The 20,757-nt window shown below is 50.5% G+C and carries 16 protein-coding genes; 8 read left to right on the top strand and 8 right to left on the bottom strand.

All coding sequences use genetic code 11. The features are described 5' to 3' along the window. Window positions 1–130: 130 nt before the first annotated feature. Together HNR77_RS00390 and HNR77_RS30060 are read right to left on the bottom strand one after the other, a co-directional pair. Window positions 131–622, bottom strand: a complete 492-nt coding sequence (locus tag HNR77_RS00390; protein WP_110893739.1) for a phosphatidylglycerophosphatase A family protein — start codon at window positions 620–622, stop codon at window positions 131–133. Window positions 623–1,884: 1,262 nt separating this feature from the next. After that, the gene (locus HNR77_RS30060) at window positions 1,885–6,264 is read right to left on the bottom strand and encodes a DNA polymerase III subunit alpha (protein WP_260410197.1); all 4,380 of its coding nucleotides are present in this window, start codon (window positions 6,262–6,264) and stop codon (window positions 1,885–1,887) included. A 287-nt stretch (window positions 6,265–6,551) separates the two neighbouring features. Between HNR77_RS30060 and HNR77_RS00375 the strand changes: the two genes are divergently transcribed. The 3 genes from HNR77_RS00375 to HNR77_RS00365 all read left to right on the top strand — a co-directional run bounded on the left by HNR77_RS00375 (window position 6,552) and on the right by HNR77_RS00365 (window position 7,806). Further along, complete coding sequence (locus HNR77_RS00375; protein WP_095288133.1) at window positions 6,552–6,881, top strand: YtrH family sporulation protein; 330 nt, start codon at window positions 6,552–6,554, stop codon at window positions 6,879–6,881. A 21-nt stretch (window positions 6,882–6,902) separates the two neighbouring features. After that, window positions 6,903–7,391: a sporulation membrane protein YtrI gene (locus HNR77_RS00370; RefSeq protein WP_184179591.1), complete on the top strand. Its 489-nt coding sequence runs from the start codon at window positions 6,903–6,905 to the stop codon at window positions 7,389–7,391. A 94-nt stretch (window positions 7,392–7,485) separates the two neighbouring features. Then, window positions 7,486–7,806, top strand: coding sequence for a YtpI family protein (locus HNR77_RS00365; RefSeq protein ID WP_184179588.1), 321 nt, complete (start codon window positions 7,486–7,488; stop codon window positions 7,804–7,806). A gap of 170 nt (window positions 7,807–7,976) precedes the next feature. Here the strand turns inward: HNR77_RS00365 and HNR77_RS00360 are convergent, their stop codons facing one another. The 3 genes from HNR77_RS00360 to HNR77_RS00350 form a co-directional block, all read right to left on the bottom strand. Beyond that, window positions 7,977–9,311, bottom strand: a complete 1,335-nt coding sequence (locus HNR77_RS00360; RefSeq protein ID WP_111271558.1) for a DRTGG domain-containing protein — start codon at window positions 9,309–9,311, stop codon at window positions 7,977–7,979. A gap of 230 nt (window positions 9,312–9,541) precedes the next feature. After that, window positions 9,542–9,829, bottom strand: coding sequence for a hypothetical protein (locus HNR77_RS00355; protein ID WP_184179584.1), 288 nt, complete (start codon window positions 9,827–9,829; stop codon window positions 9,542–9,544). Between the two features lie 111 nt (window positions 9,830–9,940). After that, window positions 9,941–10,288, bottom strand: a complete 348-nt coding sequence (locus HNR77_RS00350; protein ID WP_184179581.1) for a YlbF/YmcA family competence regulator — start codon at window positions 10,286–10,288, stop codon at window positions 9,941–9,943. 231 nt (window positions 10,289–10,519) lie between these two features. Here HNR77_RS00350 and HNR77_RS00345 point away from each other — a divergent pair, with 231 nt between their 5' ends. From HNR77_RS00345 to HNR77_RS00325, 5 genes are read left to right on the top strand one after another with little or no spacing between them, the layout of a single operon-like run. Then, complete coding sequence (locus HNR77_RS00345; protein ID WP_184179578.1) at window positions 10,520–11,887, top strand: YheC/YheD family endospore coat-associated protein; 1,368 nt, start codon at window positions 10,520–10,522, stop codon at window positions 11,885–11,887. 29 nt (window positions 11,888–11,916) lie between these two features. Further along, a complete protein-coding gene (locus tag HNR77_RS00340) occupies window positions 11,917–13,116 on the top strand; it encodes a YheC/YheD family endospore coat-associated protein (protein ID WP_184179575.1) in 1,200 nt (399 codons plus the stop codon). A gap of 60 nt (window positions 13,117–13,176) precedes the next feature. Then, window positions 13,177–14,550 (top strand): YheC/YheD family endospore coat-associated protein, encoded by a 1,374-nt coding sequence (locus tag HNR77_RS00335; RefSeq protein WP_184179572.1) that lies wholly within the window; start codon window positions 13,177–13,179, stop codon window positions 14,548–14,550. Next, window positions 14,550–15,656 carry a YheC/YheD family endospore coat-associated protein gene (locus HNR77_RS00330; RefSeq protein ID WP_184179569.1) on the top strand — a complete coding sequence of 369 codons (1,107 nt, stop codon included), beginning with the start codon at window positions 14,550–14,552 and terminating at the stop codon, window positions 15,654–15,656. Before HNR77_RS00335 ends, HNR77_RS00330 begins: the two co-directional genes overlap by 1 nt. Before the next feature lie 36 nt (window positions 15,657–15,692). Continuing rightward, complete coding sequence (locus HNR77_RS00325) at window positions 15,693–16,868, top strand: YheC/YheD family endospore coat-associated protein (protein ID WP_184179566.1); 1,176 nt, start codon at window positions 15,693–15,695, stop codon at window positions 16,866–16,868. A gap of 103 nt (window positions 16,869–16,971) precedes the next feature. Here the strand turns inward: HNR77_RS00325 and HNR77_RS00320 are convergent, their stop codons facing one another. The 3 genes from HNR77_RS00320 to HNR77_RS00310 form a co-directional block, all read right to left on the bottom strand. Beyond that, window positions 16,972–18,882, bottom strand: coding sequence for an alginate lyase family protein (locus HNR77_RS00320; RefSeq protein ID WP_184179562.1), 1,911 nt, complete (start codon window positions 18,880–18,882; stop codon window positions 16,972–16,974). Then, window positions 18,879–19,214 (bottom strand): cupin domain-containing protein, encoded by a 336-nt coding sequence (locus HNR77_RS00315; protein WP_184179559.1) that lies wholly within the window; start codon window positions 19,212–19,214, stop codon window positions 18,879–18,881. The genes HNR77_RS00320 and HNR77_RS00315 overlap by 4 nt, the downstream gene beginning before the upstream one ends. Before the next feature lie 90 nt (window positions 19,215–19,304). Beyond that, window positions 19,305–20,705 carry an ABC transporter substrate-binding protein gene (locus HNR77_RS00310; protein ID WP_184179556.1) on the bottom strand — a complete coding sequence of 467 codons (1,401 nt, stop codon included), beginning with the start codon at window positions 20,703–20,705 and terminating at the stop codon, window positions 19,305–19,307. Window positions 20,706–20,757 lie beyond the last annotated feature (52 nt).

The raw sequence follows: 20,757 nt of genomic DNA, 5'->3' as shown, positions 1-20,757 counted from the left end.
ATAGTGCTGTGATTAAATTCGCAGCTTTTTCAAAACGGGCAAAAGCCTTGCAGGGCAGCTATAGCCGCCCTTGTTCCTCCCGCGCAGCTCAACGGAATGTCCACAGTATGACACATGGTAATTCAGGGGGTTACAGGTCCGAGGGGTACTTTTTGGCTTTAATATTTTTGTGTGCAATTCGGGCAGAGGCGGCTGCCGCAAGCCCTGCAACCAGATCATCCAGAAACACATGTACAGCCGAGCGCTGCTCGTTCAGATCATGTATGACGCCAATTTTCTCTTTGTCCAGATAACCAAAGCTGGTCAAACCAATCATGCCATACACATGTGTTATACCTAAAGCCAGAGTCTCGTCCACTCCATACAGGGACTCATCTGCTTCCATAATGGCTTGTAACGGCTGGGGCAGAAGCTTCTTCTCAGCCAGCTCATCCAGCGCAATGCCGGTGTACAGCGTATACTGCACCTCTCTTTTCTGCAAAACGGATTTTACGCTGGTTACACAGTCGTCCATGGTCAATTCCGGGTGGTACCCTTTTTGCAAACGATATACAATTTCTGCGATCGCATCAATCTGTACACCCCGCCGGGCCAGCATGGCTTCCACGATTTCATATGACATATCTCGACCTCCCGCATCAATCCCCCGAGGTCCTCAAGGTCCTTCGGTGTTCTCAAGTGTATGCAGCAAACTCGCAAAATGTTCATAAAATATGCGAATGTGCCAGGTAAGCAAGGCCGCTGTATAAATGAACTTCTCAGTAATCATCAGTGGACGAAGAGTACATCGTTTATATAGATATATAAGTTGAACTATATATTTACACGTGAACGGAGAGGACAGAAAAAGCCTGAAAAAGCGGAACTGAAAGCTTTCTGAAAGAAAGCTGCATCGGAAGCATAGGCTTCGCCTTTATAACCGATTTTCCCTAATGAAAAGGGAATCCAAAAAACCTGGGGATAACCGCTACTCTCCAGGTTGTTCTGTCATCGGAGTGTATTGTGTAAAATCTTTAGTTCAACGTATATGGGCTGTTAAAAGCATGTATACATGGAAATTATGTGCGAGTTGCATAAGCAACGTTGACGAAAAAGCCTACGGGAGAGTTGTTTGACTAACATTGAGGGTGGGAGCGCTGGAATGGGTGACTGGACTTACGGGGATGCAGGAGCACATAAAATGGGTTACTGACTAACGGTGGTGCGGAAGCTCGAATGGGCGACTGGACTTACGGGGATGGAGGAACACACGAATGAGTTACTGACTAACGGTGGTGCGGAAGCCCGGATGGGTGACTGACTTACAGGGATGCAGGAGCACATAAAATGGGTTACTGACTAACGGTGGTGCGGAAGCTCGGATGGGTGACTGACTTACAGGGATGCAGGAGCACACGAATGGGTTACTGGACTTACGTTGAGGATGGGAGCGCTCTGATAGATATTGCACACTAACGGGGATGTAGATACAGGAAGCTGGATAAGACTCACGAACTCGCTAACGATCCCAGATGACGCTATTCACCTCCAAATCGACGTTTAAAAATTGTAACGATTCACAGGGACGTTATTTCAACAAAAGGTAGGACTTTTCGGCGTTTTTCTCTATTTTTCAGCGAAATAACGTTTCTGGTGATCGTTAGAATTATCACCCCCTCTATTTTCGCAAAATAAGGTTTGTAGGAATCGTTAGAGCTTGGAGCTTAGTGAAGAGCGAAGCGAAAAACCTTCTCGTTGAACGTCTATGGGATAATACATCGAGAGGTTGTATATGAAGTGGTTTATTGTGTTCCTGTAGAAAAGCTTTAGATGGAAAAAATGCCCGCCGTTTAGCTCATGCACGGCGGACATTCTGGCTGAAGCGGATGCTTACGTGCTTCAGCTTTATTTGATTTTGACTGTGCCTTCACCAAGCATTTTCTCCATTTCGGAGAACAGGGCCGGTGAAGGTTTGATCCGGTAGGCGTCGCTCAGGGCGAGCAGCTTCTGATGCTGCTCGTAGAAGAGCACGGTCGCCACCGGGCCTGGGTGCTGCTGCAGCAGCTCTTTGAGGCGCACCAGCAGCTCGGGCTGCTCGGCCTGCGGGGTGAGCTTCACGAACACCCGCTGCTCGGCCCCCCGCGGGGAACGGCTCGGCCCCGCGCTGCCCGCAGGCGCCGCACTGCCCGCGCGCGCGCCGGCTGCGGCGCCTGTGCCTGCCTCGCTGCGCGCCGAGGCAGGGCCACGGCTTCCGCTGCCACGCGCAGCGGAAGCGTTACCGCCTGCGCTGCTGCGCTGCGCTGCGGCTCCCGCGCCCGCCGGACGCTGCGGCGAAGCCGCCTGCGCCGGGCGCGAAGCGCTGCCGCTGCCGGGCTTGCCACGGCGCTCGCGGCTGCGCAGCTGCTGCTCCAGTGCCGCCGGTGTCAACGGCGACACTTCCTCGGCCAGCAGCTTGAACCCTTCGTCCTGCTGCTGCACTCTGGCACGCACGACGAGCAGTTCACCTTTCCCGACATGCTGCTGGCTGCGCCGCCATACCTCGGGAAAGAGAACCACTTCACAGCGTTCGACCTGGTCTTCCAGCTCCATGAACGCCATGGCCTTGCCCTGTTTCGTCGTAATCGACTTCACAGACACCACCATACCTGCGGCGACAGCCATCGTATCGTCAGCCGCCTCTGTTAACTCCATGATGCGGTCAGCCCCGCTGGATGCCAGCACAGCCTCGTAATCATCCAAGGGATGACCCGACAGATACAAGCCGAGCAATTCACGCTCCAGTTCCAGCTGCTGACTGGCAGAGAACGGTGGAATTTCAGGGTATTCAATCTCCCAGTTCGGCGTCTCTACAAAATCAAACAGCTGAATCTGCAAGTCCTCGCGTTCTTTACGCCACTTGAGTGCCGCCTCCACCGTCTCGTCCAGCATCGCCAGCAGCTGAGCACGGTGTCCAGGCAGGCTGTCAAACGCCCCGGCCTGAATGAGCGATTCAATAACACGTTTATTGCACACCCTCAGATCGACACGACGGCAAAAATCAAGCAGGCTGTCAAACGGCTTTTCCTGTCTTACAGCCATAATGCTTTCCATCGCCTGTGTCCCGACATTTTTCACTGCGGCCAGGCCAAAACGTATCGCCCCTGAGAGGGATGTCGTCATCTCCCCGGTTTCTCCATCACGTGAAAGCTCTGTTCTCCCCTCGACTGACGAGCCCTGCTGTACAGGTTGAGATGAATGTGCAGCCTGATTACCTTCATGCTGTGCATTCATCTGATCTTGTTGCTGATAGTGTTTCTGATCATGTTGTTGGTTTTGTTTCCGATCGTGTTTCTGATCATGCTCCCGAGCCTGCAGCTGCACCGGTTGTGACGCCGATACGCTGACCAAGCCCGGATCAGTCCGTCCTGTGGACATATCATCCGCAGGCATAACGGATACAGCCTGCCAGCCCCCGCTACCATCCTCTTCCGGCATCGGACCCGGATCATCCGGTAACGGTGCACTCCCATAGTCCATATGCTCGCCGTAGTGAGCATGCGTACGATCATCATAAATTACATGGACTTCACTGATTCCGTGAGCCTCATGAGCTGCATTGGCTTCACGAGCTTCATCGGCCTCAAGTTCTTTTGAATATCCACTATTGGCATTTTTCACTTCACCTTCAATAGCAGCATTTTTCAATTCACCTTCAATAGCAGCATTTTTCAATTCACTTTCAATAGCAAAATTTTTCAATTCACTTTCAATAAGGGCATTTTCCTGTTTACCTTCAGAAATTGTCTCTTTCATATTCGTTGACAGGCCAGTGCTCTTGTCACCCGCAGCCGCAAACACCGGTGTAAATAAAACACCGCTCTCATTAACGTCTGGCGGAAGCACGTCAATCTGCATGTGCCTGCATTCGACAACATATTCTGCAACCTTCCGGTGACTTCCCATCACAGCCGTCAGCATGGAGGCCATGAAATGCACGGGATAGTGCGCCTTCAGATAAGCGGTTTGAAAAGCAAGCACCCCGTACGCAGCGGCATGTGCACGTGGAAAGCCATAGTTCGCAAACTTGACGATCATATCGTAAACAAGATCAGCTTCGGCCTCACTGTACCCTTGTTTCAGACTGCCCTGAACAAAGTGTCCGCGTTCCTCATCAAGCACTTCCCGCTTTTTCTTGGACACCGCTCTGCGAAGCAGGTCGGCTTCGCCCAGTGAGAAACCCGCCATCCGCGAAGCAATCTGCATAATCTGCTCCTGATACACGATAATGCCATACGTATCTTTCAGAATCGGCTCCAGGTCTCCATGCGGATAATCGACTTCAATCTGTCCGTGCTTTCCTTGAATATATTTGGAGATAAACTCCATCGGACCTGGACGATACAGGGCCAGCACCGAAATAATATCCTCGAATACACTTGGCTTCATTTCCTTCAACACACGGCGCACTCCGGCAGATTCCAGCTGGAATATGCCCATCGTATCCCCGCGTCCCAGCATCTCATATGTGAGCGGGTCATCATCCGCAATGCGCGTGAAATCCGGAACCTCTGCACGTTCCCCGATCCAGCGCAGGCACCGTTCTATAATAGATAGTGTCCGCAGTCCGAGAAAATCCATTTTGAGCAGTCCGATCGATTCCAGACTCTCCATCGGATATTGGGTTAATGCTGTTCCTTCACTACCCTCCTGAAGCGGCACCGCATCGGTCAGCGGGTCACGGGAGATCACCACACCCGCGGCGTGAGTGGAGGCATGACGCGGCATGCCCTCAACCTTCATCGCCATATCCAGCAGCTCGCGTGTTTTCGGTTTTGTTTCATAGAGCATTTTTAGCTCAGGTGCAGCTTCCATCGCTCGTTCAATGTTAATGCCAAGCTGTGCAGGAATCAGCTTCGCGGCCTTGTCTACTTCGCCATATGGCACATTCAGCGCCCGCCCGACATCACGAACAGCAGCCCGGGCCGCCATCGTTCCAAACGTAATAATCTGGGCAACGTGGGCTTTGCCGTATTTCTTTGCCACATAATCAATGACCTCGTCACGACGTTCGTCACTGAAATCGATATCTATATCGGGCATGGATATCCGTTCAGGGTTCAGAAACCGCTCGAAGAGCAGATTGTACTTCATCGGATCTACATCCGTAATACGCAGCGTATATGCCACCAGACTTCCCGCAGATGAACCCCGCCCAGGCCCGGTAACGATGCCCTGCTGGTGTGCATACGCGATAAAGTCCCATACAATCAGGAAATAATCGGAGAATCCCATGCTGTCAATGACACGTAGCTCATAATCCAGTCGTTGTTCAAGCTCTGCCCTGAGCCCCGCATCGTTCCAGCGCTCGGAATCGACATAACGGGATTTCATGCCTTCCTCACACAGCTGACGCAAATATGCCGATGGGCTCAGCCCCTCAGGCAACGGACGGTATTCCGGCAAAATAGATTTGCCGAATTCCAGTTCCAGCTCACAGGCATCTGCAATGTGCACCGTATTCGCAATAGCCTCCGGCACATGAGGAAACAGACGGGACATCTGCTCTGCACTTTTCAAATACAACTGATTCGATCCGATCCGTAAACGAGTCTCATCCTCTACCGTTTTGCCTGTACCGATACAGATCAGCACATCCTGCAGCTCTGCATCCTCCTCCGACAGATAGTGGGCATCATTCGTTGCCACAAGCGGAATATCCAGTTCAGCCGCCAGCTTGATCAGCTGCGGATTAACTCTCTTTTGCTCAGACAGCCCGTGATCCTGCAGCTCCAGATAATAGTCCGGCCCGAAAATATTTTTGTAACGCATTGCGGCCCGGCGCGCCTCTTCTTCACGCCCATGCAGCAGGTGCTGTGGCACTTCGCCGCCAAGACAGGCACTTAGACAGATAATCCCTTCATGATGCGCAGCCAGACTCTCCATATCAATACGCGGCTTATAATGGAAACCTTCCAAATGTCCGATAGAACACAGCTTCATCAGGTTCCGGTATCCAGTCATATTTTTCGCCAGCAAAATCAAATGATAGATCGGCTGATCCTTGCGACTGCCACGCTCCTTGCGAGAACCTGCAGTCATATAAGCCTCACAGCCAATAATGGGCTTGATGCCCCGTTCCAGACAAGCTTTATAAAAGGGTATCGCACCATACATTACGCCATGATCGGTCAGCGCCAGGGTTGTCATTCCCAGATCTGCGGCTTTATCCACGAGATCCGGAATACGCGCAGCGCCATCCAGCAAACTGTATTCGCTGTGAACATGCAAATGCACAAAAGAACTCATGTTTTTTTACTTCCTTTCACCGCTAACAGTGACAGCACTCAGCGCAGGCTGCGTGCTGCCCTAATGTATCCCTTATGCGTATTATTCGAATCCTTCGGATTCCTGAAGACACGCGTTAAATGAATGATTTTATAACGATAAGAATGCTCCTTATATATAAAAGAGTTTATTATTCTATTTTATCATAACGACAGGGGGCTCGCCCATACAATAGAAGTACAAGCCGCTCCCCCTGTTGCAGACTCGAGACAGGAGGTGTGCTGCTGGGTCTGAAAGGGGTGTTGCCAGTGAGCACTTTTTTATCCAAAGCCATTCTTGATTTTTTTATTGCATTTGGAATCGTGCTGGGCGGCGCGATGATTGGAGGCATTGGTGCAGTCATCTCTCTCCAGCCTCCTACACAGACGATGCTCGATATTTCCGGCAAAATCAAAATATGGGCACTCGCTGCCGCTGTAGGCGGTACGATCGATCCAATGCGTGTAATCGAGAGCAACGTTCTGGATGGCAACCTGTCACCGGCGGTCAAACAAATTTTGTATCTGATCTCAGCGTTTATGGGTGCGCATATGGGAACCGAGCTCGTCAAGTGGGTATGCGGTGGAGGCCGGGGTTAAGTTGACCCGGGATAACGAGCCATGAGACTTCCTCCCTTCTCCCGTTACCGCCCGCTGATGCGTATGACTGCTGTTTTTGTGCTGGGAATGATCGCTGGATGTGTCGTGTATAACGGAGTGTTTCATGTGAGCTACAACCAGTTGTGGCTAAACAACCAGGAGCTGCAGCTGCAGCTGCATCAGAACGAGGAGGATATCAAAACGCTGAAAAAATACAGTAAACGCCAAACGGTAATCAAGGAGATCAAAATTCGCGCAGAGGAATCCGATAAAGGGCCGGATGAGGCTTCACTGAAATTGATGCTTCAGAAGCTGGGGGACGATCTGGAGGTACTGCGTGGAAGAGATGTATTTAACATTGATGAGTACAGCAAAATGACCCGGATCATGCTCAATCAGAAAATCTATACGGTCAGAGAAAAAGAATATGTCGTTCAGGTCAAAACGATGCTTGTCATGGAAGGTGTGCTTCAGGTCTGGGTACAGATTCGAATGCACGTACCAGCTTGATCTCAGGAAAAACTTCAAAAAACCGCCCTTGTCTGCACTGGCACATGATACAATAAGGGCAATATAGTTTTTTCAGAAAAGGAGCTGCTTCTGCGTGTTGATCGAAGTATTCAAATATGTGCTCATTGCCCTGTTTGCCATCGTTATGATCTGTTCCGCACTGAACAGCATTCGCTCGCGCCGGACTCCAGACCCGCATCTTGCAGGCTTGTATCGTTCCTGGACGAATATCTGGATGGGATGTATGCTTATGCTTCTTGCATTGATCCTGATGTTTGTCTACACCGGCTCTACACTGTCTGTTATAGTGGAAGCGCTTTTCCTGGTAATGGGTGCCTATAACGTGTTTGCCGGGTTGCGCAACCGCAGTTATTACGCCAGGCTTCAACAGCGTTCCGGTGACGCATCAGCTTAACGACCAAACAACTTCAGTTTGCGCAGCGCAAAAACATCACCAAAAAAGAGAGCATGCCCGCTGGACCGGGGTGCTCTCTTTTGGGTGATGCCTTTTAGCTCAAATATAATCTGTCTTTAATATTCAATCCAATTCGATTTTACGAATCTATTTACGAGATGCTCACCCTACTACGCATGATCTATGGATTGCAGGGTCATTACGGCTTTACACACCACACTGCCCTCTCGGGTGATGACAATGTCCATTTTGCATGTACGACGGCTGGTCTCCAGAATCATCGGACGTACAATAATCTGATCCTCAATCTGCACCGGACGCACAAAATACGTCGTAACATTATCCACGACATGGTCGTTTCCTGTTACATCCCAGGCAGCCCTGCGTCCAGCTTGTGTCATAATATTCAGCAATACCCCTTCCGAGATCGTGCCAAGATCCGTTGCCATCTGGGGAATAATAAACCCGTGGAACAGCAGTTCATTATGCTCCCCGCGTTCCTCTGCGAATCCATTCCAGATCAGATGATCAAATGTCTCGCCAAGCTGCGGCTGCTTCTGGGCATCCCGCATAGCTTGAAGCACTTCCTTGCGTGTAACGGAAGCGATCAGTTTACGGTTGCGGTCGACAATTGGCAGAAAATCAATGCCTTCCCAGGTCATAATCTGCGCGGCCGACGCCAGAGAAGTTTGCAAGGATGCTGTAACCGGGCGGCGAACCACACACTTTTCAATGCTTTGGTCTGCCTGCAGTTCACTGACATCCTTCAGACTGACAATGCCGATAACGCGATTCCACTCATCTACTACGGGAAAACGATGCTCTCCGGTCTCGGATACCAGCATATGAAAATCTGCGGCAGAACTGTTCACTTTGAGCACCTGCAGCCGTGGTTTCTGGCCGATAATGTCCTCTACCAGCATAATTTTTTTCTTGATCAGCCGGTCGAAAATCGCACGGTTAATCATGGAAGCCACCGTAAATGTATCATGCCTGGAGGAAATGATGGGCAGCCCCAGCTCGTCTGCCATCACTCTCACGTCCCTGCTTGTGCCAAATCCGCCAGTAATCAGTACACCCGCCCCCTGCTCCAGTGCAAGGGAGTGCGCATCCTCTCTGTTACCCACAATCAGCAGGCTTCCAGCATCAATGTAACGTGCCATGGCCTGCTCCTTCATCGCCCCGATCACGTACTTGTGCAGCGGTTTCGTCAGACCCTCATTGCCGCCCAGTACATGTCCTTCAACGATCGTAACCACATCAGCAAAGGTCAGCTGCTCGGACATTCCCCGTGGTCTTTTCTCAATCCGAACGGTCCCGATTCTCTCTTTGGTTACGACCAATCCGAAGTTTTCTGCTTCTTTGACCGCACGATATGCTGTTCCTTCACTCACGCCCAGTTCACGTGCCAATCCACGCACGGAAATTTTGCTTCCGACCTTCAACTGCTCAATATGCTGAAGAAGCTGCTCATGCTTCGTTACGTTTTCCTCTTGCCCGTCCATCTGTATCACCCCCGAAGTTGCATCTGTACTATACTGTACCTATTATAACACGATTGAAGGAAAATAACCCCATACGGGCTATGGGCCTTAGAGAATGATGCACAGCGCCTTACTGTGCATTCTATTCCAAAGTGTCTTTCACCACGTCTGATTACAAATAAAGACCGAAACCCTATAACAATCAAGGATTTCGGTCTTATTCAGGTACACGGGCAGGACCCGTACAATCTTTATACAGACTTTCTTTGTTCCTGCTTGTCCAGCAGTTTCATCTCCCACTGCCGCAGCTTCGCCCGTCGTACTGCCTCCAGCGCACGTTTCTTCTCCTCATCGACACCAAGAATGAAATGCAGATGAGCTCCTACAATCAACAGGGAAAACAGCACCCATACGATGCCAAAAATATTAACCCAGTCCAACCCACCGGCAAAGGAAATTCGCGGAAGTGCAATAACCAGCATCGACAATGCAATCAGCAGATAGATGACATGCTTTGTTTTATTCAACCTCTTCACCATTCACAGCTCCTTCGTTCGTTGTTCGAATTCAACTCTATATTGCTAGTCTATGAACAACTTGGAAGGAATATGAGAGGTTTAGAGAAAAAAACGGACAAGTACGTGTCTGTCTTAGGCTTCCGCTCCGCCGTACAGATGAGCGAGGCTGTCTGCAATAATTTTGTTAACATCCTCGATAATTACGCTAAGGCGACGCTCTGCATCAAACAGACGGCGGATGTTCAGGTTCAGGCTCAATACCTCGAAGAGCTTCTCCATTTTCTCCATCTCATCCGGTGCAGGCATGTCCCCGCTCATCATACGCTGCTGCAATTCCATCTGCTGATTGCGGAAGTTATCCAGCATCGCTTTCGCATCGGGGTCGGATTCAATCAGTTTCATCGCAGAGGTAATCTCCTCTACCTCCGTGCTTTCTCTCAACGCTTTTGCCAGATCATTGGCCTTGTCATAAATATTCATTATGATTCCTCCTCGAATTGGTTGTTTCATCCATGTGAATTCGTATTGCTATGCTCTCAAACCAAAGCTCTGGATCAAGCCGCCCGAAAAGTCCCGAATCAAACACATTTAATTCCGGGTGGGTCAATCACCAAGGGGTATATGTCCTCATATGATGAAGCACATGCCATGTTCAGATGCCGTTCAACTTCAAGATCAGACATCAAGCTGCCGCCCGGAAGGAGATCCGTGATGTCCACTAAAAAAGTAACGATACAGGTTACCGGCTCGGGCATCCTGCAGGACGACGTCATCATGCTGGGCGAAGGGGTCCTCAAGGCACTCAAGATTCCTTCAGGAAGGCCTCTTCAGCTGCAATTCGGCTCTTACCGCCGTGAAGTTACCGTCATTCCGGTTCCCCGGTATGACGGGTTGAGACTGAATCAGACGGTAGCCAGCAAAACCGGCCTTGTGCCCCGTTCGGTCCTGAGGGTATCTTACCGTGCTTCCAGCCATACGCTTCGCCTTGGACCTTACATCAGCGTTATGGTCAGCCAGGATTACCCCGATCAGCCTGATCGGCCCTTTGGCTCTATTACGATGTTCTGTCAGGAATTAGTGCATGCCTGCCGAAAGCAGGGCGCCTATGTATCCTTTTTTACACCAGAGGACATCGGAGCAGTAACCGGCTATATGAAAGGCTGGGTGTATGATGAGGGCTGGAAAAAGACCGTTCTGCCGATAGCAGATGTAGTCAACAACCGGCTGACGTCCCGCAAACTCGAGAACAAACCTAGCGTACAGCATTTTATGAAAGAAGTAAAATCGCAGTACGGCACACACACCTTTAATGAAAAGTTTCTGGACAAAAATGAAGTGTTTGACGCACTCAAGTCCATCCCGACACTTAAACGGGTTCTGCCTGAGTCCCATTTACTCAAAGCATCCAGCATGCTCAAGACGATGTGTCAGCGTTATCCGGTCATCTTTCTAAAGCCGGTACGCGGCTCACTGGGCAAAGGCATCATCCGGGTATCCCGCCAGCCGGACGGAAGTTATATGACTCTGGCGACAAGTGTCGGAGGTACCCGCAAGCAAACGTATGCTTCTCTGGATAAACTGTATGCCAGTATGTCCGGAAAAATGAAAACAACGCGTTATCAAATCCAGCAAGGGCTGACCCTCATTGATAACAGCGGTAGACCTGTTGATTTCCGCGCGCTTGTGCAGAAGAACAAAAAGGGCAAATGGAGCGTAACCTCCATCGTTGCCCGCATTGCAGGCGGCAGTCATTATGTGTCCAATCTGGCACGGGGCGGAAGTCTCAGCACAGTGAAGGAGGCCGTATCCAAAACACAGCTGTCCAGTAGTGCAAAAGCTTCGGCGTATGCTGGACTGCATACAGCCGCCCTGGATATTGCCAAAGGCATCGAGAGTGCTATTCCTGCCCATTTCGGCGAACTTGGCATTGATCTGGCTCTGGACACGAGCGGACGTGTCTGGCTGCTTGAGGTCAATTCCAAACCATCCAAAAATGATAATACACCGCTGAGCGAAAGCAAAATTCGCCCTTCGGTCAAGGCCATGCTTGAATACTCCACATATCTGGCCGGATTTTGAAGTTCATCTTATGAAGGAGGCGCAGCACTATGCTTACATCTACGCAGCGCTATACGATGGCTGTTCTCGTCCGCGAAACAACAGGTGCACCTCCTTTCGCAGATGAATATTTCTGCCGCCGGCTCAGTGTGGGAAGCTCCAGATACGGGATGCGAATTGTTGTCATTCCCATTCCAGACAGCTTGAGGGAGAGTCACATTCGCAGAGGTTACATCTATGATTGGAAAAATCAGAAGCAGTGGCGGGCCGTTCACATTCCAACCATTGATCTGGTTATGAACCGCTGCCTGCGGCCTCTCTCTCGAAGGGCAAGGCAGCAGATTGAAGCCTGCCTGCCTCCTGCATGCAGTCTGCGGGAGCGCTCATGGTCAGCCAGTCTGCCTGGCAAATGGGACATTTATCAAGCCCTGTCGGGGCCCGGTCCGCTTCGCAAAGTGCTCATACCTACTTCACGGGTGAGGTCGTCTATTCCCTGGGAAAGTTGGCTTGCACGCTGGCCCAAAGGTTTATTTTTCAAACCCGCATCAGGAACTCATGGCAAAAACACCTTTCGTCTGTCTACCCAAGAGACGCCATCTGCCTGGATCGTGGAAGGCCGAAACACAGACAACGAATACTTTCATCTGACATTTCAGCAAGCATCGGACGTATCTTCCTGGCTGGAATCACATCAGGCTGTACAAAAGATGATTGTGCAGCCTTATCTGGAGCTTAGCCATCTCGGAAGAGTATTTGATATCCGGGCGCTGCTGCAAAAAAACGGGCATGGCCGCTGGACGCTCACAGGCTGCATGGTACGGGAAGGTCCCGAAGGCTCTCTCACCTCAAATCTTCACGGCGGGGGTACCGCGTATCCAGCTGATGAATACCTTGCCGAACGATACGGCACAGACCAGGCTGCACTGCTGCTGCAACAAATCAGGCATTCTGCTGCTCTCATCCCTCCGCTGCTGGAGAGCCGTTTCGGCAGGCTTGCAGAACTGGGTCTGGATTTTGGAGCGGATACGAATGGAAGATTGTGGATGATTGAAGTGAACTCCAAGCCAGGCCGCACCTCATTTGCGGAAGCGAAGGATGAACACATGCACGCCCTGACGTATACACGGCCGCTTGCTTATGCCCGTTATCTGCTGCAGCAAATTGTTCTCGCGGACGTCTCGCGTCCAATGAAAATGCCGAATTCATCCAGCAAAGCTGGCCTGAAACGCATCCTGATTCCAGGCGGCTAGGGCCTGTATTGCCTGCTGCCATGGAGCACAAGGATCTTTTTCAGGATAGGAGGATAAATCATGAGTTTGACCTTTTGTAATCTGCATTTCACTCAAAAACCCGAAAAAGTAGTCTATGTATCCAATGCTTTAATGAAAAGCCTCAACCTGTCCGGCAAAAAAACAATTCATCTTCGCTTTGGCCGTGATCGTGTGCCTGCTACCATCAAACCGATTCGCAAGGCCGGGAAACATCTGTATCTGGCATCCGGCATTCGTAATCTAATGAACGTACCTAAACGCGGCAGCATTTATCTTCGCAACCTCCAGAATGACGAGGTTCAGTTAGGCCCGCTCATCGGCGTGTTATCCGACGGCACTTCCTCAAGCTCGAATCCGTTCGGCTCGCGTACAGGATTCATCAAGCAGCTTCTCCGTGAAGGAAGCCGCAAATCTTATATTTATGCGTTCACTCCGAGGGATATCAACTGGCAGAACGAGACGGTTTCCGGTTACTTTCTGAACGATAGCGGCAGCTTTATCCGCAGAACTGTGCCGCTGCCGGATGTGGTTTACAACCGTTTGCCGAGCCGCCGTTCTGACTTTTCACCAGCCATCAATCAGCTGAGGGAGCGATTTGTTCGCCGCAAAATTCCTTTTTTCAACTGGAGCTTCTTCAACAAATCAGATATATACAACCTGCTGGAGAACGAGCCGACCGCAGGACGTTATATACCAGAATCCATCACCAATCCTACGGTGGAACAAATGAAGGAAATGCTGGAGCGTCACCAGTTCGTATATTATAAACCGACCGCGGGCAGTCTCGGCAACGGAATTTATCGCTTGACCTATTCGCCCAAACGCGGATATTTTGCACGGTATCGCAAAAAGGGCGGCAATGCACTGCTTCGCTTTGGCTCTTTTAACAGCCTGATGCGTATGCTCCAGGGCAGACATGGCAAGCACCTGCGTGGTTACGTTGTTCAACAGGGAATACGCCTGATCGAGATTGATGATTGCCCGATTGATTTTCGTTTTCACATGCACAAAAACGGAAACAACCAGTGGGTCGTTGTCGGCATCGGGGCCAAAAAGGCAGGACGCGGAAGTGTAACCACTCACATCAAAAATGGTGGCTCTCTGATGACGCCTGAACAGGCGCTCAGCCGCAATTTTGGTGAACGGGCGGGCGAGGTTCTGCAGCAGGCGAAAGCCGTCGCTATCACACTGGCCCAGGCGATTGAATCCCAGCACCAGCATCTGATTGGTGAGATTGGCTTTGACCTGGGCATTGATCAGGAGGAACATGTATGGATGTTCGAAGCGAACGCCAAACCCGGGCGCTCCATCTTCCGTCACCCTTCACTCCGGCTGGAGGGAAAATCGTCGGTGGAACACATTTTGGAGCACTGCCTGTATCTGAGCAAATTCCGGAAGAAGGAAGGCATTTGATGAGCCTTCACGATGATTTCAAACCTGTCATCGCCGTGCTCACCATGCATGATCAACAGCGAATGTTCAGAGGAAATCATCAAAATTTTCAGGATATTCTGCAGACGGGCGAGAGCATGGGATATGTCGTTTATATCGTGACGGTCCGGGACCTTGATGTGAATGTACCTACAGTGAAGGGATATACGTATAACAAAGGGAGCGGCAAATGGATTTCACAGCCGTTCCCGCTCCCTCATGTTTTGTATAACCGCATTCCGAACCGGGAAGACGAGCGCAAACCTTCAGTTCAACGCAAAATTGATGAATGTCTGCAATCCGGCATCGAGCTGTATAACCCGTTCTTTTTCAACAAATGGAATCTGTTTGAATGGCTCAAAAAATCCAAGTCCACCCAGCAGCTGGTTCCATATACCCGGCGGATGCGAAGTGCATCTTCACTTGGCACCGTGCTGCGAACCTATCCTTATCTGTATCTCAAGCCGGAGAGCGGCAAAGCGGGCAAAGGCATTATGATGCTCAAATTTCAGGAAAAAGAAAAACTGCCTTACCGGCTTAAAATACAAAATACCCGCAAAAGCATGACTTACAAGGCAGCAACGTTATCCAAGCTCTGGGCAAGGATCCGCAAGGAAACCGGGCGTACGCCTTATATCATGCAGCAGGGCATCGAGCTCGCCTCCTCTCATAACCGTCCTTTTGACCTCCGTGTGCTTGTGCAGAAAAACGGAAAGGGACAATGGAGTGTAACCGGCATCGGGGCACGGCTGGCTGGCTCCCGCAGCATCACAACCCATGTGCCTCGCGGTGGTACAGTCGAAGACCCCGAGGAACTGCTCACCGATCTGTTCGGGGAGGAGATGACTACAACCCTGATGAAGCGGGTAAAATCCACTTCCCTTATGATTGCGAGACAGGTTGAACGCGGTTCAGGTTATAAGCTGGGAGAAATGTCTATGGACCTGGGTGTGGATGATCTGGGGGAAATCTGGTTCTTTGAAGCCAATGCCAAGCCGATGAAGTTCGACGAACCACAGATCAGACGGCGTTCACTGGAGCGCATTTTCCAGTACAGCGCTTATCTCGCCCGCCAGTCTGCACGATGACGGACAGAAATTCGTATATAAAGAAGGTGATTGTTTGTGTCCTCACCTGTTCTGGGCATTATGACGTTGTACTTGAACGAACACCGCGCTCTTGAAGAACGAAGCATCTACCGCCGGATGATTCTTGAAGGGCGCAAACGGGGACTCGATATTTATGTTTTCACTCCTGCAGATGTGCATTCCGGCGGCAGGCAGATCGAAGCGATGGTGTATGATGAAAAAAACGGATGGTCCAGGGAATGGCGCTCATTCCCTGATCTGATTTTCGACCGATGCCGTATTCAACGCAACCATCGTTTCCAGCAGCTGCTTGCCTTTCGTCAAAAGTATGGGCATCTGCTCTTTCTCAATCGTCCGCTCCGTAACAAGTGGACGATTCATCAGACACTTTCCGAGAAACCGTCCTTCCGGCAGCATTTGCCCGAGACCGTGCTGTTTCAGGATATGTCCGATGTCAACCGTATGCTGAAGGCTTCCTCGCTGATCTACCTGAAGCCGATCAACGGCACGGGCGGGCGCGGTATTCTGCGCATAGAACGCAGCAGCAAGGAGCCTAACACGGTGCTGGTTCAGGGACGGGATCAGAAGCGGCGTATCATTTCACCACGCAGGGTGCATCTATCCAGACTCGGCCCGCTTCTCCAGCACTGGAACATGAAAGATAAATATCTCGTGCAAAAAGGAATTCAGCTTCAGCTCCCCAATGGAAGAGTGCATGACTACCGTATGCTGGTTCAGAAGAATGGAGAAGGCAAGTGGGAGCTTACGGGGTGCGCAGGACGGATGGGCGCAGAGAAAAGTGTCACCTCCAACCTGCATGGCGGTGGTCAGGCCGTTGCCATGGAACGATTATTGAAGCAGTGGATTCAAGAAGAGGAGCTTCGGTCGGAAGTGACGGAAACTGCCGAGAAATTCGGGATTGATGTGGCCACATTTCTGGAGGATACGTACGGGGCCCTTTGCGAGCTTGCCCTGGATTTGGCGATAGACAAAAACGGACACATCTATCTGCTGGAGGTTAACCCCAAGCCTGCTCGTGAAGTCTTTGCCCGCATTGGTGAGCGCAGCACCTATTCCAAAGCGATTACACAGCCTTTGGAATATGCGTTGTGGGTATACCGCAATCGGCCAGAAGGCATGGTCAAAAAACCTTCTCCCAGACCCGTTGCGCCAAAAGCTGCAAGAGTGAAGCGAGGCCGCAAGGTGAGATGAAAAACGCTTTAGGAAATAAAAACAGGATTGAAGATTCATCAACTTGAACCTCAATCCTGTTTTTCGCTTTATTAACTACTTTTTGCAGACTATCTGCCTGCATCTAGGCCCAGCTTACCTTGTGCTCATCAATCACAATCTGACCTTCCTGACCTTGATACATATAGGACAGCGTGAACCTCATGTGCTCTGGTTCCAGTGTATAGTCCGTCACTTGGATTGCCTCTTCTATCTCATCCGATGGCAGGCAGATCGCGGCAACGCCCACCTTGCCTGAAAACTGCGCTTTGCCCTGAATCACAGCCGTTTCAGACTTCGAGCCATACATTTCGGAAACCCAGCCCTCCTGTTCGGTGATGCCAAACGTTTCCCTGCCCTTTCCTTCCATCACAAATTTGATGCACACCTTGTCAGGAGCATCGTCAAATCGAATGCCTGCCCGCTGCTTGGCAAGGTCGTCCTTGACCAGCACAAGTCGCGCTTCAGGATGCAGATGGAACCGCTGCTCCAGCGTATGGGTATTCTCTGCAGCAAGCCAGTCTACAATCAGCAGCAGAGGTACCCTTTTACCCGCAAGCACCCAGCGGCGATGTGTTACCGGATCAGGCAGATGTGTGTATCCATCCTGGGAAGCATCAATAAAGTGATAGAGTGCATGACTTTCATAGCGATGGGTTATCGCTTCTGCCTCAGGGTCACCCCACTGCTGTGTAGATACATAAGGGGTCTGGTCGGCTCCGTCGATCGTAACCGTGTTATGTGCTCGTGTACTTTTGAAATAATGTCTCCACTGTCCTTCCTCGTACGTATAGCGCCCAGTATCTGTGAAGAACAAGCGTTTTTTCCACATCCACTCGATATTAAGCGCATCCGCATGACCGTGCGCGCCGCCCATCGGAGCTGCATCAAAGAACAAATAGTTTCGCTCATCTCTCATGATATAGTACCCTGTCTGCGTAAAGGAACGACTTGGCAGGACACGCCCGGTCTCCGACTGCAGCCTGACACACTGCTCATATTGGGCTGCGCCGACTAACCAGAGACACTCCGAGCTGTCCGTCCCCCTTGCCATCAAATCCTCATCGTTCAAAATCGCACCCAGCAGCGTCAGCCGCTGACGACCATCGCCCAGCCAGTCCGAATCCCCGATGCCTGTCGATTGATGATCCGGTCTGATCATGGCTTCGGTAAACGCAGCCATGTTGCGCAGGCACTCACCATACCATGCCGAGAACGGGTGTCCCGTAATGCCTGCCAGCAGATAAGGTGTGCCGAACATTTCAATACTTGCGTTATGATAATGGGTGTTCAGCTCCACCTGAATGCCTTCTTCATTTAACTGATGCAGCAGACACAGCTCCAGTCGCTCTGCAGCAACCTGACGCCAGAAAGGACTGCGCGGATGCTCCTTGTAAAATGCGGCAATCATGAACAAACCCTGCATATGCATAATGGCATGATTGATCTCCGTACTGCCCAGATAATGTGTCAGGAACTCCGCGTGCTCCTCCAGCCCCTGCAGAAATTCACTGCGAAAAGCCTCGTCCAGCTGCTGACTTCCTTCCATGTATTTGTACGCTGCAATCCACGATTGCACACGCAGACCTGTTTCAAGCAAACGCCATGGACCCGGCTTCTGAAAATATACAGCCTCATCATATGGCAAATCTACGGGTACCGGATTTTGCTCTCTCCAGGTACGGAAGTGATCTATAAAAGTCGTCACATACAGCGGATTGCCTTTCATCAGATAGGCTTTACCCAGATCAAGCATATGCCAGTGTCTGTTAATACCCCAGGTAAATTCCAGGTCGTTCGTCGGATTATGAAGCCAATCCACCGGCGTTCCGAGCGGAATCCAGTTCGTCAGATCATTGGTATACGGTACGATGAATTCATTCAGCACGGCACGATTCGCGATCGTCACTGAATTACGGGCTTCCTCCGGGAAATGCTGCTGGTAATACAGTGCCGCCTGCTGCAGTTCATCAGCTGAAAGGTAAAAGTCATTCATTGGTCTGCCTCAAGGAAATCCTGACGAAACGGTGTAAACACATCCAGTATGACCGCATCCTCCAGCGCCTTTACACCATGAGGCACGTTCAAGCCGGCATAAAAGCTGTCTCCGGCTTTGAGAATACGTATTTCATCCCCCACCTGAACCTCAAAGCTTCCCTTTACAATGTAGCTGACCTGCTCATGCGCATTGTGGGAGTGGACTTCACCGATTCCACCTTTGCTGAACGTAACCTCCACCATCATCAGTGTACCGCCCATACCTAAAATTTTACGCGAACTTGTCTCGTTAATGATGTGTGGTTCTACGGATTGCTGATTAATGATCATTTGTTTTACCCCTCTCTCCATAAAATAAATATATCTTCTATTAAATAGAAGCAGCCGAAGTGTTTAGACAACGGCCGCCTTATGCAGTGCTTACTCTTCTGTAGACAATTTACCTTGAAGCTTCGATGAATCAAAGGATGGATCAGCCGTTACCTTGGTCAGGCCAGCCGCTTTGCTTTTCTCAAGTGCTGCATTATAACGAGTATCCAGATCTTTGATCACAGCATCCAGATCACCGCCAGTAAATACATAAGCGGAGAAGGCTTCTGCCCATTTCATACCTTCCAGGGAGCTTTCCGTAATGACACCCGGATTGGCCGGGAAGATGGCGTCAACTTTTTTCGGCAGGAAACCTTCAATGCCAGGAATGCTTGGTTTTTTACCGGAGCTGAGCACGGCAGGAATCAGTGAAATACCATAACCTTTTTCATAGTATTCACTTTGAAGATCTGTGCTGTAGACATACTCCATGAACTTCCATGCCGCGTCTTTGTTTTTAGAATCCGCGTTGATGCCGATGTAAGAACCGCCAATAACCTGCGAGGCACCTTTAATCGTGCCGTCATCCGTTGGTACAGGCGCAGCGCCCCAGTTTTCTTTGGTCGGGAACTGATCCTTATACACGCCCGGCTCACCGGAGTGATTGATGTACATGCCGATTTTACCTTGTGCGAATTGCGCTCTCAGCGGATCAATATCCAGACTTTCCACCCCTGGCAGCATACTGCCGTCCTGGTTCATTTGGCGAAGTGCCTCTGCAATCGATTTGTACATGCTGAAGTCAAACTGACCTGTTTTGTAGTTAAAACCGTCGATACCTACGTTGGTGCTTGCACCAGCGATGGTGTTTGCCGCTCTCCAGAAACCGCTGCCGCTCTTGAATGGGCTGGCAAAGCCATAAATGCCTTCACTTTTGCCGACCTCGGTAATTTTCTTTGCATCCGCTACCATCTCTGCGATCGTTTTAGGCGGAGCAGCAATGCCTGCTTTTTGGAAAATATCTTTATTGTATACCAGTCTCCAGATCTGGCCTGTATTTGGCAAGGAATAGATTTTACCGTCGATGGTGTTTTTATTTTCGATCAGGCTGTCCTTGAACGTCGTTTTCATGGCTTCGCTCATGTAGCCGTCGATTGGGGCAAGATACCCCTTCTGATAATAGGTCTGAAAATCATTGACTTGGAAAACGTCGGGAGCTTGTTTGCTCGCAAAAGCAATATCGACGGCCTGTGGATAATTATCTCCCATGACGGTCATTTCCACTTCAATGTTGTCTTTGTTGGTCTGGTTGAACTGATCAATCTTGGACTTCATGAAATCAGCATCATGACGGTCCGGAGTCCAGTAGACCACTTTCGTTTTGCTGCTGTTCTGACCTCCGCCACCAGCCGCTGTCCCCCCGTCTGTGTTCGTTCCACTATCCGTAGAACAACCAGCTACCGTTAATGCAAGCACAGCACTTAGTGTAGTCATCATCCACTTTCTAACCATTGAAATGCCCCCTTATGCTTGTATGGACAACCCTTTGTTTGGTTCCCCGTTA

Origin of the sequence: Paenibacillus sp. JGP012, from assembly GCF_014203995.1 — a bacterium.
Lineage (GTDB): Bacteria > Bacillota > Bacilli > Paenibacillales > Paenibacillaceae > Paenibacillus > Paenibacillus silvae.
Note: the sequence above shows the minus strand (reverse complement) of the source record. Positions and strands in the feature narration are given on the sequence as shown.